This is a genomic window from Janthinobacterium sp. SUN118, assembly GCF_030397695.1.
Lineage (GTDB): Bacteria > Pseudomonadota > Gammaproteobacteria > Burkholderiales > Burkholderiaceae_D > Janthinobacterium.
This window is the reverse complement of record NZ_JAPUBV010000001.1, coordinates 505,407-522,530: the sequence shown is the minus strand read 5'-3', so window position 1 is coordinate 522,530 and position 17,124 is coordinate 505,407. Positions and strand designations below refer to the sequence as shown.

The window sequence follows — 17,124 nt, the reverse complement described above, 5'->3', positions numbered from 1 at the left end:
GCGCATGGGCTGCGAAAAAACCGGCGCCAGTCTCTTCGCGGCGCCCGCTCCGCATGCATTTTCATGTCGTGCCGATGGCGCTTTCTCGTGTCCTCTGGCGGCGGCATTTTGCAGCGCCGCGCACGAAAAAAAAGCGCCGTCACGAGGACGGCGCTTCTGGCTTTGAAGAGCGAAAGCTTATTCCCAGTTCAGCGCACCGCCGGTCTGGTACTCGGTCACGCGCGTCTCGAAGAAGTTGCGTTCCTTCTTCATGTCGATCATCTCGCTCATCCATGGGAATGGATTTTCCTCTTGCGCGAACAGCGGCTCGATGCCGATCTGCTGCGCGCGGCGGTTGGCGATGAAGCGCAGGTAGCCCTTGAACATCGGCGCGTTCAGACCCAGCACGCCGCGCGGCATGGTGTCTTCCGCGTACGCATATTCCAGTTCCACGGCCTTCATGAACAGGTCCTTGATCTCTTCGCGGAAGGCGGCCGTCCACAGCTGCGGGTTTTCCATCTTGATCGTGTTGATCAAGTCGATGCCGAAGTTGCAGTGCATCGATTCGTCGCGCAGGATGTACTGGTACTGCTCGGCCGCGCCCATCATCTTGTTCTGGCGGCCCAGCGCCAGGATCTGCGTGAAGCCGACGTAGAAGAACAGGCCTTCCATCAGACAGGCAAAGACGATCAGGGACTTCAGCAGCTTCTGGTCGTTTTCCACCGTGCCGGTGACAAACGCAGGGTCGGTCAGGGTGTTGATGAACGGGATCAGGAATTCATCCTTGTCGCGGATCGACTTGACTTCGTTGTAGGCGTTGAAGATCTCGCCTTCGTCCAGGCCCAGCGATTCGACGATGTACTGGTAGGCGTGCGTGTGGATCGCTTCCTCGAACGCCTGGCGCAGCAGGTACTGGCGGCATTCCGGCGCCGTGATGTGGCGGTAGGTGCCCAGCACGATGTTGTTGGCGGCCAGCGAGTCGGCGGTCACGAAGAAGCCCAGGTTGCGCTTGACCAGGCGGCGCTCGTCGTCCGTCAGGCCGTTCGGGTTCTTCCACAGCTCGATATCGCGCTGCATGTTCACTTCCTGCGGCATCCAGTGGTTGGCGCAACCGGCCAGGTATTTGTCCCACGCCCACTTGTACTTGAACGGCACCAGCTGGTTGACGTCCGTCTTGCCGTTGATGATACGCTTGTCATCGGCATTCACGCGGCGCGCCACTTGCTCGGCGTTCGCTTCGGACGGCTCGGCGCCCGCTGGCAGGTTCAATTCGGTATTTCCCAGTGGCGCTTGCTGCGCCGGACGCGGCGCAGCTGCCGACGTGGTTTCATCATCCCAAGACAACGACATAATCTTCTTCCTTTCCATGCCGGTTCACCGGCGTCTGCAACAGGCCCGTTGTACCGGGCAATACAGACATTAACAACATTGAATCAACCCGGCCGTGCCGGGCTGACAACTAAAATTTATACTAAAAACCGTCGCACGCAAGCCCGATACCGGGCAAGTGGCGCAGCCGCACTTCAGAAGGCGGGCTGCGCGCCGGGTTTTACTGGCAGGCTTCGCATTCTTCAAAGCCATCGTCGCCTGGACGCAGGTAGCAGGCTTCGCCATCAGCGTCGTCCGCTGCCGCTGCCACTACTGGCGCCACGACCACCGCTGCTGCAGCCACCACGGCTGCCTGGGCGCTCTGTGCGCTGGCCGACATGCCGCCGTCGACTGCCACGGCGTTCAGGGCGCCCGTCTTGGAGGTCGATTTCTCCATGTGGGTGGCGGCGATGGTGCGCAGGTAGTAAGTGGTTTTCAGGCCACGCAGCCATGCCAGCTTGTAGGTTTCGTCCAGCTTCTTGCCGGAAGCACCCGCCATGTAGATGTTCAGCGACTGCGCCTGGTCGATCCACTTCTGGCGACGCGAAGCCGCTTCCACCAGCCAGCTTGGCGATACTTCAAAGGCCGTCGCATAGATGTCGCGCAGGTCTTGCGGGATGCGGTCGATCTTCACCAGCGAGCCGTCGAAGTACTTCAGGTCCGAGATCATGACTTCATCCCACAGGTCGCGCGCCTTCAGGTCGCGCACCAGGTAGCCGTTGATCTCGGTGAATTCGCCCGACAGGTTCGATTTCACGTACAGGTTCTGGAACGTCGGCTCGATACAGGCCGATACGCCGATGATGTTCGAGATCGTCGCCGTCGGGGCGATCGCCACGCAATTCGAGTTGCGCATGCCGAACTTGGCGATGCGCTCGCGCACCGGGGTCCAGTCCATGGCCGACGAGGAATCGACTTCCAGGTAGCCGCCGCGCTCTTCGGCCAGCAGTTTGACCGAGTCTTGCGGCAGGATGCCGCGGTCCCACAGCGAGCCGGCGTACGATTCATAGCGGCCGCGCTCTTCGGCCAGTTCCGTCGACGCCAGGTAGGCGTAGTAGCAGACGGCTTCCATCGAGGTGTCGGCAAACGACACGGCGGCATCCGAGGCGAACGGCACGCGCATCATGTGCAGGCAGTCCTGGAAGCCCATCACGCCCATGCCGACCGGACGGTGGCGCATGTTCGAATTGCGCGCCTTGTCGACGGCGTAGTAGTTGATGTCGATGACGTTGTCGAGCATGCGCATGGCGGTGCGGATGGTCTTGGCCAGCTTGACGTGATCGAGCTTGCCTTCTTTCATGTGCGCCGGCATGTTCACGGAACCGAGGTTGCAGACGGCGATTTCGTCAGGACCCGTGTTCAGCGTGATTTCCGTGCACAGGTTCGAGCTGTGGACGACGCCGACGTGCGACTGCGGGCTGCGGATGTTGCACGGATCCTTGAAGGTGATCCATGGGTGGCCCGTTTCAAACAGCATCGACAGCATCTTGCGCCACAGGTCCAGCGCGGCGATCTTCTTGAACGAACGCATTTCGCCGGCGGCGGCCTTGACTTCGTAGCCCAGGTACGCCTTTTCAAAGGCCTTGCCGACCAGGTCGTGCAAGTCCGGCGTTTCGGATGGCGAGAACAGGGTCCACTCGCCTTTTTCCATGACGCGCTTCATGAACATGTCGGGAATCCAGTTCGCCGTGTTCATGTCGTGCGTGCGGCGGCGGTCGTCGCCCGTGTTCTTGCGCAGGTCGAGGAATTCCTCGATGTCCATGTGCCAGGTTTCCAGGTAGGCGCAGACGGCGCCCTTGCGCTTGCCGCCCTGGTTGACTGCCACGGCCGTGTCGTTGACCACTTTCAGGAACGGCACCACGCCTTGCGACTTGCCGTTGGTGCCCTTGATGTGGGCGCCCAGGGCGCGCACTGGCGTCCAGTCGTTGCCCAGGCCGCCGGCGTACTTGGCCAGCAGCGCGTTGTCCTTGATGGCGTCGTAGATGCCTTCGAGGTCATCCGACACGGTGCTCAGGTAGCACGACGACAGCTGCGAGCGCAGGGTGCCCGAGTTGAACAGGGTCGGGGTCGAGCTCATGAAGTCGAACGAGGACAGCAGCTTGTAGAACTCGATGGCGCGCGCTTCGCGGTCCGCTTCGTTCAGCGACAGGCCCATGGCCACGCGCATGTAGAAGGCCTGCGGCATTTCGATGCGCACGTCATGGATGTGCAGGAAGTAGCGGTCATACAGGGTTTGCAGGCCGATGTAGCCGAATTGCAAGTCGCGGTCGGCGACGATGGCTTTCGCCAGGCGTTCCAGGTCGAAGCTGGCCAGTACCGGGTTCAGCAGGTCGTTGGCGATGCCCTTGGCAATATATGCGGGGAAATACGTCAGGTATTCGGCGGCAGCGGCCGCTTGCGGCACTTCCTTGCCGAACACTTCCTTGCGCACCGTGTGCAGCAGGATGCGGGCCGTGACCTGGCTGTAGGCCGGATCTTTTTCCATCAGCGCGCGCGCCGCCAGGATGGCCGACTTGTGCAGCTCTTCGACGGGCACGCCGTCGTACAGGTTTTTCACGGTCTCGGCCAGAATGGCGTCGGCATCGACGTGCTTTTCCAGGCCGGCGCAGGCGGCGTTGATCAGGTCGCGCACTTCCTGCATGTCCAGCAGGCGGCGCACGCCGTTGTCGGTGACGTTCAGCTGGGGCGCCGTGACTTGCGCGGAAGCGCCTTGCGCTTCCTTCTGCAGGCGGCGCTCTTCCATGTGCTTGGCGCGGTACAGCACGTAGGCACGCGCCACGTCATGCTCGCCCGAACGCATCAGCGACAGTTCCACCTGGTCTTGCACGTCTTCGATATGGAAGGTGCCGCCGCCCGGATGGCGGCGCACCAGCGCGGCCACGACACCGTCAGTCAATTGTTCCACCAGTTCGCGGATGCGTGCCGACGCCGCGCCCTGGCCGCCGTTAACGGCCAAAAACGCCTTGGTCATGGCGATGGCGATTTTCGAAGGCTCAAATGCCACCACCGCACCGTTGCGGCGGATGATGCGATAGTCGCCCAAGGCTGCGCCGGTACTTGCCACGCTGTGGGCCGCGCTGGGCGCTGGCGATGCTGGCGTTGGATTGATGGAAATATCTTGAGGTGATTGCATTGAAGCTCCCGTTGTCAGCTAAAGTCAGCCTGCAGTTTTGCTGCCGCGTGTGTTGTTGAATAGAACGCCCGATGCTCAGGGTTTCTTCAGGTAATATTGTTGCTAAATAATAAATTCATAATGCGCAAACAGGGTCAGAATCCATATTGCCAAACCGTACTGCCGGGCTGGCGCGAAACACGATCAAGGGTGATAAACCGCCAGTTCCCGTTGCCATACCGGCAAGCAGGGTAGCTTTGACAATAATTCTGAAAACGTCTGAGATGGCACTACATATAGTCTTTAAATCCAAGTTCTGCACTAATTGTAGTGCCCATCGAAATGGGATGCAATAGTTTTCCGGCATCCGCCAGCGTAATTTTTTGTACTTTCTTATACGATTTCGGTTGACTTTTCAGGGCAGCGGCGGGAAGCCCAATGCCCGCGAAGTAAGCGCTAACGCAGCTTGCCGCGCCAGGGTTTCCAGCCAGCATACTTGATAAAAATGCCAGTCAAAAAATGGCCCCGGATCCGTCTTCCTGCCCGGCGCAATATGCTCATGTCCACGCACCTGGCTCAGCCCGTAGCGCGCCACCAGCGCCGCCGTCAATGCCGCCAGGACATGGTATTGCCGCGGCTGGAAGGGCACGCAGTCCGAGCCTTCCATTTCGATACCGATCGAATATCCATTGCACTGCGGGCGTCCCTCGAACGAGGACGTGCCGGCATGCCAGGCGCGCTGGTCAGCCGAAACATATTGCAACAACGCACCATCGCGCCGCACAAAAAAGTGCGCCGACACCTGCAAGCCACGCAGGTCGGCGAAAGAAGGATCGGCATTATAATCTACCCGGCCGGTAAACAAGTCCGACACATGCGGCCCGCCAAAGTGGCCACCCGGCAAACTGATGTTATGGATCACCAGCAAGTCGATTTGCGCGCCATCGGGCCGCGCATCCCAGTACGGCGATTCGTAGCGCACGGCGCCATCGCACCAGCCGTCTTCATCTATCTTCCATGCCGTCATCAAGCCGGGGCTCCTGTATCGTCAATTTTTGCATTCTGTAACGCAACTGGCGCACGCTGAGCCCCAGTTGCCGCGCCGCCCGCCCGCGGTGATAGCGTTCCCGCTCCAGCGCCAGCACGATCATGTCGCGCTCGGCCCGGCACAGATACGCCGCCAATGGCAGGACGGCCACCTCGCCGCGCGGCGCCATGCCGGGCAGCGACAGTTGCCGCTCCAGTCCGGGCGCCGCCACTTCCAACGGTGCGGCGCCAGCCGCGGCGCGCATCGGCGCGGGGACCGGAAGCGGGACGGCTGGCGGCAAGCCCAGGCCGTCGAGCGCGATCACGCCGCCGTCGGCGAAAGCCAGCGCCCGTTCCAGCAGGTTTTCCAGCTCGCGCACATTGCCCGGAAACGCATAATTGCCCAGTGCCGCCAGCACCGGCGGCGCCAGCCGCACGGCCTGCCTTGGCGCCAGGCGTGCCAGTATCGCCTCACATAATACCTGCAGATCGCCGAGCCGTTCCCGCAACGGCGGCACGGCCAGCTCGATCACATTGAGCCGGTAATACAGATCGCGGCGAAAGGTGCCGGCCGCCACGCCGCGCGCCAGGCCATGCTGGCTGGCGCACAGGATGCGCACGTCGACGGCTTCGTCGGTGCTGCCGCCCAGCTTGCGCACGCGGCGCTCCTGCAGGGCGCGCAACAGCTTTACCTGCATGGCCAGCGGCAGGTCGTCGACTTCATCGAGCAGCAGGCTGCCGCCGTGCGCGGCCTGGAACAGGCCCTGCCGTTCATGCAGCGCGCCCGTATAGGCGCCCTGGCGGCAGCCAAAGAATTCCGCCTCCATCAGCGCTTCGGGTATCGCCCCGCAATTGACGGCGATAAACGGAAAAGGGGCGCGCGCGCCCTGCGCATGGATGGCGCGCGCCGCCAACTCCTTGCCGCTGCCCGACTCGCCGCGGATGGCCACCGGCGCGCCGCAGCCGGCGATGCGGCCGATCTGCGCGCGCAGCGCCTGCATGGCGGCCGAGTTGCCGCTCAATTGCGGTGCCGGCGGCATGCCGATGGCGGCCACGGTACGCGGGCTGAGGCGGGACATGGGCTGGCCTTTCTGCGATGGCGCTACGGGTCGCTTCCTGCAGATGCTACGCCAGACTGGCGGTGGGGGACGTTACGATACGGATGAGCAATGCGGGAAACGGCGCCCGCCTGCCCGTCGCCGGCGCTACAGGGTGGCGTGCGCGTGACTGCAGTAATCGTGGCCCTTGGCCTGCACGTTTTCGGAAGCCGGGTAATACACGCCGCAATGGGCGCAGCACAGCATCAGCTCGGCATCGGGCAATTCCTGCGGCCGGCCGGGCGGTGCAAACGGATGCGGCGGCTGTTGCTGCTGCGCGCGGGCGCGCTGCTGCATGCCGCGGATCTTGCTGCGGATAGCGAACAGCACCAGGAACACCAGCGCCAGCCAGAATAAAACACGTGTCATGCGAATCCTCGGTGTAAAACCACTTCAAGTACAAAACGGCTGCCGACATAGGCCAGTAGCAAGGTAGCGAAACCGGCCAGTGTAAAGCTCAAGGCCGTCTTGCCGCGCCAGCCGCGGAAGCGGCGACCGGCCAGCAAGGCGGCAAATAGCAGCCACGACAGCATGGTAAACACCGACTTGTGATCCCAGTTCAAGGCCTTGCCAAACAATTGTTCGGAAAACACAATGCCCGACAGCACGGTCAGGCTGAGCAGGATGAAGCCCAGGCCGATCATGCGAAACAGCAACTTCTCCATCGTCAGCAGGGCCGGCAGCTGGTCCAGCGCGTTGCCGATGAAACCGCGGCTTTCGCTGCGCGTATGCAGGCGCGATTCCTGCAACGCCATCAGCACGGCGTGGAAGGCGGCGATCGTCAAGGTGCTGTAGGCAAGCACGGCCACGGCGATATGCCAGCCGAAGACGGCCGACTTGCCTTCCATGCTGACCTGGCTGCCGGGAAAGGCCCATGCCAGGCCGATGGCGATGACGGCGCTGGGCATGACCATCCGGCGCAGCCCATCGAGGCTGAAATTGCGGTTTTCTATCCAGTAGGCGCCCACCGATACCCACAGCGCGGCCGACAGCATGGCGGAAAAACCGAAGCGCAAGGTGCCTGGCGCCATCAGGTCGAACCACAGGGTGGCGCCGTGCGCCAGCCAAGCCACGCCCGTCAGGCCGGCAATCAGCCGGGCCCGGGACGAGGGAAGCACCGCACACACCACATACCCCAGGGCGGCGATGAGAAAGAAATAAGTCTGCATAGTTTAAGTTTACACCATAGCCGGCAAGCGCGATTCAAGCGACAGTATGGGCTATGGGCACTACGCCGCCAGCCGACACCGCAAGCCTGCCATGATATCGCGCCTGAGGCGTGACGGGGTGGCGCACCCTCAAGAATTCAACAATCTTTCGCGCCGCTGCCCGCCGCCTGTCTCGCCGCTTGCCTATATATATTAGTGTGCCGCAAAAAAATGATGGCCCGCTCAAGCGGGCCATCGGGCACTGCCGGTATCCGGCTTACTTGACGTTCAGGCTCTTTTTCGCCTGTTCCAGCAAATCCGTCTTGACCCAGTCCTTGGCCACGGGCGGCTTCGTCATGCGTCCCACGCCCGTCTTCACCATCACATCGGTGGTCACCTGGATATGCTCGGGCGTGATGTCGTAGGAATACGGCGAATTGCTGATCGCATCGTCGAAGTCATCCTTCGTGATCTGGCCACGGAACACCACTTCGCGCACGTATTTTTCCGCCGTCGCCTTGTTGTCGATAAAGGTCTTCGTCGCTTCGACGAAGCAGCGCATGAATTTTTCCGCCACGGGACGGCGTTCCTTGTAAAACTTTTCCGTCATCACCATGGTGCGCACGGGCTCGCCGATCGGCGTGTCGTACGGTTTCAGGATTTCCGTGCCGAAACCTTTGTTGATCGCCTGCGACGATTGCGGTTCCGATTGCATCATGGCATCGATATTCTTGCCCATCAGCGCCTGGTTCAAGTCCGCGTAGGCAAGGAACACCAGCTGCACGTCCTTGCCCTTGGTTTCGGAATACGTCAGGCCCGCTTGCGCCAGTTCGGCCAGCAGCAGCACTTCCTGGATGCCGCCGCGCGTCACGCCCACGCGCTTGCCCTTCAATTCCTTGACGCTGGCGATCTTTTGCCCCGCCCCGCCCACCAGGCGCGCGCCGCCCTTGGCAAAGCCGGCCACCACATAGATGGGCGCGCCGCCCGCGCGGCCGGAAATGGCTGCCTCGGAGGCCGTCGCCCCCACGTCCAGCTCGCCCGCGATGATGGCCTGCATCACGTCGAGGCCCTTGGCGAAGATATGTTCTTCCACCTTGATGCCGCACTTGGGCGCGATTTCCTTGATGTACGACACGGCGCCGTAATGGGCAAATTTCAAGTTACCAAGACGCACGACTTCCTGCGCCTGGGCCTGGACCGCGCCCACGCTGAAAGCCAGCATGAGGGCGGCGGTGATACCGGCCTTCAAGGTTAATTTCTTACGCATCGGGTTCTCCTGTGGTGGTTGGTGTGTGCCCGCAAGGGCAAAACTACGCGAAACACGGCTTTTTTATTATGGGGAGATAGTACCGCGTGTTAGAGCCAGGGCAACATTTTTTTGCCGGCAGCCATGCTGCCGGCGTTGCCACAATAGCTACTGTCCGGCCAGCGCCACGACAGGATCGAGCCCGGACGCCTTGCGCGCCGGCATGAAGCCAAATACCAGCCCCGTCACCACGGCGCAGGCAAAGGCGCCGCCGATGGCGCTCAGCGAAAAGATCACCGGCACCTCCCACACCAGCAGCACGGCGGCAAAGCTCACGCCGACGACGATGCCGGCCACGCCGCCCACCACCGACACCAGCACGGCTTCCGTGAGGAACTGGCGCAGGATGTCGCGCCGGCGCGCGCCCGTCGCCATGCGGATGCCGATCTCGCGCGTGCGTTCGCGCACCGTCATCAGCATCACGTTCATGACGCCGATGCCGCCCACCACCAGCGAGACGGCGGCGATCAGGCTGAGCATCATGGTCATGTTGTCCTGCGTGCGCGCCTCGGCGGCGATCGAGGCGGCCGCGTTGCTGATGCCGTAGTCGCGGATGCGGTGGCGCTCGAACATGACGGCGTCGACGGCTTTCTCCGTCTCGGCGATGCGCTTCACATCGTCGGCCGCCAGCACGATATACGTGGGCTCGCGCTGGCCGAAGACGCGGATGCCGGCCGTGGAGAACGGCAGCAGCAGCACGTCGTCCTCGTCCTTGTCGCCCGTCAGCGCGCCCTTCTCGCTCATCACGCCGATCACCTGGAACGGCACGTTGCCGATCAGGATATTCTGTCCGACGGGATTGGCGATGTCGGGCATCAGCTTGTGCGCCAGACGCCAGCCCAGCACGGCGACGGTGGCCATCTCGCGCTCATCCTGCTGCGTGAAGAAGCCGCCATAGGCCAGCGGCCAGGTCTGGATCTGCGGCAGCGCCGCGCCCGTGCCGCGCACATACGTCTGCACGTCGAGGTTGCCATGGCGGATCACCTTGTTGCCGGTGACATTCGGCAGCACGTGGGAAATGCCGGGCACTTCCTCGAGCGCCTCGAGGTCGGCCAGCGTGATGCTGCGCCCGGGGATGCGCGAGCTTTCGCCGATCGACGACATATATAAGAGGTTCGAGCCGAAGGCGCCCAGCTGCGCCATCACTTGCTGGCGCGTGCCCAGGCCGATGGCCAGCATGACGATCACGGAAGCGACGCCGATGATGATGCCGAGCAGGGTCAGGCCCGTGCGGAAGCGGTTGATCCACATCACGCGCCAGGCGGCGCGCGCCGCGTCGAGCAGTTCCGTGCCCAGCGAGGCGCCCGTATCGTGCGCGGCGCGCGACATGTCCAGCGGCGGCAGGGCCGTCGCCGTGGCGGGAATGGCGATGGCGCCCGAGTCTTCGACGATCTCGCCGTCGCTGATCTCGATCACGCGGCGCGCCTGGGCCGCCACCTTGCGGTCATGCGTGATCAGGATGATGGTGTGGCCGGCGTCGGCCAGTTCGCCCAGCAGGGCCATGACTTCGGCGCCGCTGGTGCTGTCCAGCGCCCCCGTCGGCTCATCGGCGAGGATGATGCGCCCGCCATTCATCAGCGCGCGCGCAATCGACACGCGCTGCTGCTGCCCGCCCGACAACTGGTTCGGCCGGTGGTCGAGCCGCTCGCCCAGCCCCAGGCGCTTGAGCAGCGCCTCGGAGCGGGCATGGCGGGCGGCCGCTGGCATGCCCGCGTACAGGGCCGGCACTTCCACGTTCTCGCGCGCCGATTCGGTGGCGATCAAATGGTAGCCCTGGAAGACGAAGCCGAACGCTTCGCGCCGCAGCCATGCCAGTTCATCGGGATTCAGGCTGGCCACGTCCTGGCCGGCAAAGCGGTAGCTGCCGTCGCTGGGCCGGTCGAGACAGCCCAGCAGGTGCATCAGGGTCGACTTGCCGGAACCGGACGCCCCGACGATGGCGACGAATTCGCCGGCGCCGATCGACAGCGTGACGCCGCGCAGCACTTCCACGGCCGGCGCGCCGTCATGTCCGCCATAGCGCTTGCGGATGCCTTGCAGTTCAATCAACGGCGCCGACGGCGCCGGCTGTCCCGGTTGCCCCAGCGACGCGGTCTCGCTCATCGCACTCATAGCTGGAACCTGCTGGCGCCGCTGCCGGCCGGCTGCTCGCCCGTCACCAGCAATTCGCCTTCGCGCAAGCCTTGCAGCACTTCCGCATTGAGGCGGTTGCGCACGCCCACGGTGATGGCGCGCGTATCGACCTTGCCCTCGGCATCCATCACGCGGGCCGTGAACTGCCCCGGCTTCGCGCCCTCCTCGGTCGACGGTTTCAGGGCCGGCAGGGGCACGGCCAGCACATTTTTCGCCGCCGCCGTGACAAACACCACCTGCGCCGTCATTTGCGGCATCAATTCGCCATCGGCGTTATCCACGTCGAACAGCACGGTATACAGAATCACCTTGCTGGTCGACGGCGCCAGGGCCGTGCCGGCGGCAGAGCCACCGGGCACCGGCGGCGCCGGCAGCACCTGCCGCACCTTGCCGCTCCAGCGCCGCTGGTCGCCGCCCAGGGTGGTGAAATACACGGGCATGTCCGGACGCACGCGGCGCACGTCCGCCTCCGACACTTCCGTCCACACCGTCATGGCCGACAAATCGGCGATGCGCAGGATGTTCGGCGTCTGGTACGTCGCGTTCAGGGTTTGCCCTTCCTTCGCATCCAGGCCCACCACGCTGCCGGCCATCGGCGCGTAGATGCGCGTATAGCCGAGACGCGCCTCGTCGGCCTTCAGGCTCGCCTGGGTCTGGTCGATCTGCGCCTTCAGGTGGTCGATCTTGGCGGCGGCCGATGCCAGGGTGGCTTCGGCCGTTTCCAGGTCGGCCAGCGGCGTGGAATCGAACTTGGCCATCTGTTTCTGGCGCCCATGCTGCTGGCCCGCCAGGCGGTGCTGCGCCTGCTGGTCGGCCAGCTGCGCGCGCAATCCCGCCAGGGCGGCGCGGCCCGCGTCGACCGTGGCTTGCTGCACGCTGGGGTCGATCTCGGCCAGCAACTGGCCTTTTTCCACGGCGCTGCCGGGCTGCACGTGCAGGCGCGTGATCTGGCCCGACACCTGGGCGCCCACGTCGACATAGGTTTGCGGTTGCAGGGTACCGATGGCCGTGACGCTGGCCTCGATGTTGCCGCGCTTGACGGGGGCCGTGTCGAACACGGTTTTCGGGCCGCGCGTGGCCCACAGGGCGCCGGCGCCGAACAGCGCCAGCAAGACCGCGCCGCCGAGGATGCGCGCGCGGCGGGAAGACAGGCGGGCCGCCATCAGGAAGCCACTTTCAATACAGTTAAAACATCGAACGGTGTCGCCAGGCGTGAAAATTGCATCAGTCTATCCTTGAAAATGGCAGTCAACATTACTGCAGGAACGTCACAAGCCCTGCCAGCGCGGCGACGGCTGCCAGCAGGGAACTACGAAACAATACTTTGGGTGCATACGGCAGCAGCAGGGCCACCAGCAGCGCGCCGGCCGACAGGAAGCCCAGCCAGGCGACCACGCCGACGGTGGGGCTCCAGCCAGCCACGCAGGGCCAGATGGCCAGCGCCAGCAGGATGGCGCCCGCCAGTTGCAGCGCACGCCGCACATTCGGCGCGGCGTCGCGCCCCCACACCTGGCCGTGATGGCGGTCCATCGCCAGCGAGAGGCTGGCCATGCCCGCATACGACAGGCCCAGCGCGCAGAGTATGGTGTTGATCATGACTGTCCTTCCGTAGTGACTTGCAGGCTGGCCGATGGCGCCTGGCTTTCCTTGCCGGCGGCCTTCCTGGCCGCTTTTTCCTTGCGCTTGTGGACTTTCCACGCGCCCCAGGCGGCCAGCAGGCCGAACGCCATGCTGCACAGTTCCACGCCGGCGCTTTCCCAGTCGCCGCGCGCGATCTGCGCCACCAGGCTGTCGCCTGTCGTGAGCACATTCAGCACGGGCAGCAGCAGGCACAGGGCGGCCAGCAGGCACAGTTGTTCGATCCACGCGCGCTTTTCCGCGCGCAGGCAGGCATGCACGAGCATCACGAACCACACGCCGAAGAAGGCACGCACTTCCCAGCCGGCGCGCTGCTCGATGCCGACGGGGATCAGGCGGTTGGCCCACAGGAAGCCCACGCAGGCGATGGCCAGGCCGGCGATCGCCGCCACGTTCAGGCATTCGATGACGCGGTACACGCGCTGCGTATAGGCGCCGAATTCGCCGCCGGAGCGCTGGCGGCGCTTGACCATGAACAGGATGGCGCCGGTGCCCATCATGGCCGTGCCGGCCAGGCCGCAGAAGAAGTACAGCCAGCGCATCGGCGTGCCGCCGAAGCCGACCATGTGCAGGTTCGACATGACGGTGCGCGTCAGGCCTGCGCCGCCCGTGTCCGACTTGCCCGGCAGGCGCAAGGCGGTCTGCTCGCCCGTGGCCAGCGCATAGCAGGCCCTGCCCGTGTTGGCGCTGAGGCGCGTGAGCAGTTCCGTGTCCTCATTCCAGCCGTACATGCACACGCGCATGGAGGCGTCGTTCGGGTTGTCCAGCACCACGGCGCGGATTTCCTGGCCGATGGCCTGCTCGGCGCGCTGCGCGAATGACTCCAGCGCGGGAATGGCCAGCGGCTGGCCCGACCGCTCGGGCTTGCCCGCATCGTTCCAGTCGGCCAGGAAGGCGCGCTTGCCGTTTTCCATGCCATATTGGGCCACCACGGGGGCAGGCACATAGTCGTCGCTGAAGAAGGCCAGGCCCGTATAGGCGATCATGAACTGGAACGGCAGGGTCAGCACGGCCACCGCGTTGTGCGCGTCGAGCCACGAGCGCTGCCCTTTCGCCGGACGGAAGGTGAAGAAATCCTTGAAGATGCGCTTGTGCGTGATGACGCCGCTGACCAGCGCCACCAGCATGATCATGGTGGTGATGCCGACGATCCAGACACCGATGCGGCCCGCGTGCAGCTCGTAGTGGAAATCGACGAAATGGTGGCCGCCGATGGTTTCGCGCTCGGTCGCCTCGCGCGCATGCTCGACGACGGCGCCCGTCAGCGGATCGAGATCCGCCGAACCATAGCCGCCGCTGGGCTGGAACCAGTAGGCGGACAGGCCATGGCCAGGACGCTGCACGGGCCAGATTTCCCACATGTCCGCCTTCGGATGCTCTTTCGCCATGAAGTCCAGGGCCAGCTCCAGACGGTGTCCGCGGTCCGTGACCTTCGGCAGCGGCGGATCGTTCGCATGCGCCGCCTCTTCCAGCGCGTGCTCGGGCGTCATCCAGTGGCCGATCGGGTCGTCGAAGACGGCCAGGGTACCGGTCATGAAGATGGCGAACAGCAGCCAGGAAATCCACAGGCCGCTCCACGTATGCAGCCAGGCCATGGCCTGGCGCAAGCCGCCCTGCTGTGGCGTCTTCGCCACCTTGTCCACCTTGACGGCGTTCATGCGGCACCCCGCGACAACAGCATGCCGATGCCGCCGCACAGGATGGCCGGCAGCAGCATGCCGGTCCAGGCGCGGCGCAGGTCCTGCACGGCAAAGACCCAGATCACGGCGCCGGTGTAGACGACGAAGGCGCTCAGGGTGGCCGTCAGCACGGCTTCGGCGCGCGACAGCGGCAGCACGGCCGACAGCAGCACGGCCACGCCGGACGTGAGCGCGTAGCCGCCGAAAATGGCGGCCAGCACGCGCGAAAACAACATCATGTTGGCCGATTTCATCATCGCGGCGCTCCTTGTAGCATACGCTGGTTCACGCCATCGCGGGCGCGGGCCACATTCAACTGCACATCCATAAGCCATGCATCCTTCATCAAGATAGGTCATTCAAAGTTATTAAGTTACAGCTTGTAATTGAGCGTCAGCATCACGTTGCGCGGCGCGCCGGGCAGGTTGCCGAAGACATCGGAATAAATGCTCTGGTAATAATGCTTGTCGAGCGCGTTGTTGACGTTCAGGCGCAGCTCGGCGCGGCTGTCGACCTGCCAGGCCGCGTTCAGGCCCAGGATCGCGTAGCGGCCCTGGCGCAGGTGATAGCTGCCGTCGCTCGATTCCGTCGCGCCCTGCCCGTACACGGAGGCGCCGACGCGCCAGCCCTGCGCCGCGCCGGACAGGCGGTAGCTGGTGGCCAGCTTGAGCTGCTGGCGCGGATAGCGACTGTTGAAATCCTTGCCGATATTGGCCGGATCGCTGTCGCGCGTAAATTGCGCCTTCACATAGGTATAGCCGGCCGACAGCTGCCAGTCGGGCGTCAGCGCGCCCGCCACGTCCAGCTCCACGCCTTCGCTGCGCACTTCGCCCGAGGCGCGCTGGCAATAGCCCCAGGTGCTGCCGGGGCAGGGATTGGGGCCATTGAGGTCGTCCACGCCGCGATTCTGCTGGCGGATCTGGAACACGGCCGCGCTGGCATTGAGGGCGCCGCCGAAGTACTCGCCCTTCACGCCGGCTTCGTAGTTGGTGCCGCTGATCGGCTTCAATGACTGCGCGTTGGCGTCCGTGGACGCCTGCGGCTGGAAGATCTCGGTCCAGCTGGCGTACACGGAGTGCTGCTTGTCGAGGTCGTACACGACACCGGCGTACGGCGTGAATTCGCGCGCCACCGAGTAGCCGGCGTCGTCCTTGTACCAGCTCAGGCGACCGCCCAGCACCAGCGACAGCGGATCGGCCAGGCGCATGCGCGTGCCGGCATACACGCCGCTTTGCTCGGTGATGCTGGCCGTGCGCCACTGCGCGTAGTTGATGACGGGGCGCGGCACGCTGCCCGTGTCCCAGTTGAACGGGTCGATCACGGGCGCCGCCGCACCCCAGCTGTACGGCGCCCAGCCGCCATAGCTGTTTTTCGACGAACGGCGGTGGCTGGCGCCGACCGTCAGCTCGTGCCGGCGGCCGAACAGGTTGTAGCTGCCGCTGGCATACGCTTCGTAGCTGGTGTTGGCCAGCTCGGCGCGGTAGCTCTGCGAGTTGAAGCGCAGGGTATCGCCGCGGCGGTTGATGCCGGAAAACGTCGTGTCGATCTCGGGCGTCTTGCGCGTGGCCGCCAGCCTGGCCTTCCAGCCGTTGCCGAAGCGGTGTTCCAGTTCGGCGAAGAGGGTCTTGTCCGTCTGGCGCCAGTCATCGAAGTCGGTGCCCAGGTAGGTGGAGCGGGGCAACTGCAGGAAGCTGCCGTCGGCGGCCGTCACCACGCCCGTCACGACGCCGTCGTTATCGGTCTTGCGGTAGTGCGCGCCGAAGGTAAAAGTGGTGTCGGGGCGCAGGTCGGCCTCGATGATGCCGTACAGCTGGTGGTTACGGCCATGCAGCACGTCGACGTAGTCCTGCTTGTCCTGCACCGTCACGACGACGCGCCCGCGCAGCGTCTTCGCTTCGTTGAGCGCATTGGCCGCGTCGGCTTCCAGGCGGTAGTTGCTCCAGCTGCCCACGCTGGCCGAGAACGACGCCTGCGGCGTGGCCGTCGGGCGCTTGCGCACCAGATTGATGGCGGCGCTGGGCGTGCCGCTGCCCGTCGTCAGGCCCGTGGCGCCGCGCACCACCTCGATGCGGTCGTAGATGGCCAGGTCGTCATTGTCGCCATTGAAGGTGCCGTTCGCGCCCAGGCTGGTCGGCAAGCCATCGAACAGGATGTTCTCGACGGGAAAGCCGCGCGCGCTGAAGCTGCCCGAATCGCCCGTGAAGTTACCTTTTTGCATGACCAGCCCCGTGATCGACTGCACGGCGTCATCGAGGGTGGTGATGCCCAGGTCGTCGATCTGCTGGCGCGTCAGCACGCTGACCGACTGCGGCGTCTCGCGCAGCGACATGTTCAGCCTGGTTGCCGTATTGCTCACGCCCGTCGTGTAGGAGCCGCTGCCTTCCGTCGCCGCATCGCGTCCCGCCGTCACCGACACGCCGCCCATGGTCTGCTCGGGCGCGGTCTGCTGGGCCAAGGCCGGCACGCTGGCGGCCAGGCACAGGGCCGCGGCCGCTTGCGCCAGCGGGCGCAGTGCGGAAAGGCGCGGTGTCGAAATGGCAATTTGCAAAGCGTGCGGCATGAAAAATCCTGAAATGGCGTCATGAGACGGTGAACAATAGGCGCCCTACTCTGTAGGTGCCGCGAAAACGACAAACGG

General features: G+C 64.4%; 13 protein-coding genes. All 13 read right to left on the bottom strand.

The features are described 5' to 3' along the window. Positions 1 to 177: 177 nt before the first annotated feature. Positions 178 to 1,329 carry a ribonucleotide-diphosphate reductase subunit beta gene (locus O0880_RS02380; RefSeq protein ID WP_071322017.1) on the bottom strand — a complete coding sequence of 384 codons (1,152 nt, stop codon included), beginning with the start codon at positions 1,327 to 1,329 and terminating at the stop codon, positions 178 to 180. 199 nt (positions 1,330 to 1,528) lie between these two features. Beyond that, positions 1,529 to 4,480, bottom strand: coding sequence for a ribonucleoside-diphosphate reductase subunit alpha (locus O0880_RS02375; RefSeq protein ID WP_289884829.1), 2,952 nt, complete (start codon positions 4,478 to 4,480; stop codon positions 1,529 to 1,531). Between the two features lie 394 nt (positions 4,481 to 4,874). Beyond that, positions 4,875 to 5,486, bottom strand: a complete 612-nt coding sequence (gene ampD, locus O0880_RS02370) for a 1,6-anhydro-N-acetylmuramyl-L-alanine amidase AmpD (RefSeq protein ID WP_071322015.1) — start codon at positions 5,484 to 5,486, stop codon at positions 4,875 to 4,877. Next, on the bottom strand, positions 5,464 to 6,564 hold the full coding sequence (locus tag O0880_RS02365) for a sigma-54 dependent transcriptional regulator (protein WP_354669877.1): 1,101 nt from the start codon (positions 6,562 to 6,564) through the stop codon (positions 5,464 to 5,466). The genes ampD and O0880_RS02365 overlap by 23 nt, the downstream gene beginning before the upstream one ends. A 126-nt stretch (positions 6,565 to 6,690) precedes the next feature. Then, the gene (locus O0880_RS02360; RefSeq protein ID WP_071322013.1) at positions 6,691 to 6,951 is read right to left on the bottom strand and encodes a PP0621 family protein; all 261 of its coding nucleotides are present in this window, start codon (positions 6,949 to 6,951) and stop codon (positions 6,691 to 6,693) included. Next, complete coding sequence (gene ccsA, locus O0880_RS02355; protein WP_289884828.1) at positions 6,948 to 7,751, bottom strand: cytochrome c biogenesis protein CcsA; 804 nt, start codon at positions 7,749 to 7,751, stop codon at positions 6,948 to 6,950. The genes O0880_RS02360 and ccsA overlap by 4 nt, the downstream gene beginning before the upstream one ends. Positions 7,752 to 8,007: 256 nt before the next feature. Continuing rightward, on the bottom strand, positions 8,008 to 8,952 hold the full coding sequence (locus O0880_RS02350; protein ID WP_289887275.1) for an ABC transporter substrate-binding protein: 945 nt from the start codon (positions 8,950 to 8,952) through the stop codon (positions 8,008 to 8,010). 192 nt (positions 8,953 to 9,144) lie between these two features. Next, positions 9,145 to 11,139, bottom strand: coding sequence for a MacB family efflux pump subunit (locus O0880_RS02345; RefSeq protein ID WP_289884827.1), 1,995 nt, complete (start codon positions 11,137 to 11,139; stop codon positions 9,145 to 9,147). Between the two features lie 5 nt (positions 11,140 to 11,144). After that, entirely contained in the window at positions 11,145 to 12,332 is a 1,188-nt protein-coding gene (locus tag O0880_RS02340) for an efflux RND transporter periplasmic adaptor subunit (RefSeq protein WP_289884826.1), read from the bottom strand. 91 nt (positions 12,333 to 12,423) lie between these two features. After that, entirely contained in the window at positions 12,424 to 12,765 is a 342-nt protein-coding gene (locus O0880_RS02335; protein ID WP_289884825.1) for a DUF3325 domain-containing protein, read from the bottom strand. Beyond that, positions 12,762 to 14,465, bottom strand: a complete 1,704-nt coding sequence (locus O0880_RS02330) for a PepSY-associated TM helix domain-containing protein (RefSeq protein WP_071322007.1) — start codon at positions 14,463 to 14,465, stop codon at positions 12,762 to 12,764. Before O0880_RS02330 ends, O0880_RS02335 begins: the two co-directional genes overlap by 4 nt. Next, entirely contained in the window at positions 14,462 to 14,743 is a 282-nt protein-coding gene (locus tag O0880_RS02325; RefSeq protein WP_289884824.1) for a hypothetical protein, read from the bottom strand. The genes O0880_RS02330 and O0880_RS02325 overlap by 4 nt, the downstream gene beginning before the upstream one ends. Before the next feature lie 116 nt (positions 14,744 to 14,859). Continuing rightward, positions 14,860 to 17,046 carry a TonB-dependent siderophore receptor gene (locus O0880_RS02320; protein WP_289884823.1) on the bottom strand — a complete coding sequence of 729 codons (2,187 nt, stop codon included), beginning with the start codon at positions 17,044 to 17,046 and terminating at the stop codon, positions 14,860 to 14,862. Positions 17,047 to 17,124 lie beyond the last annotated feature (78 nt).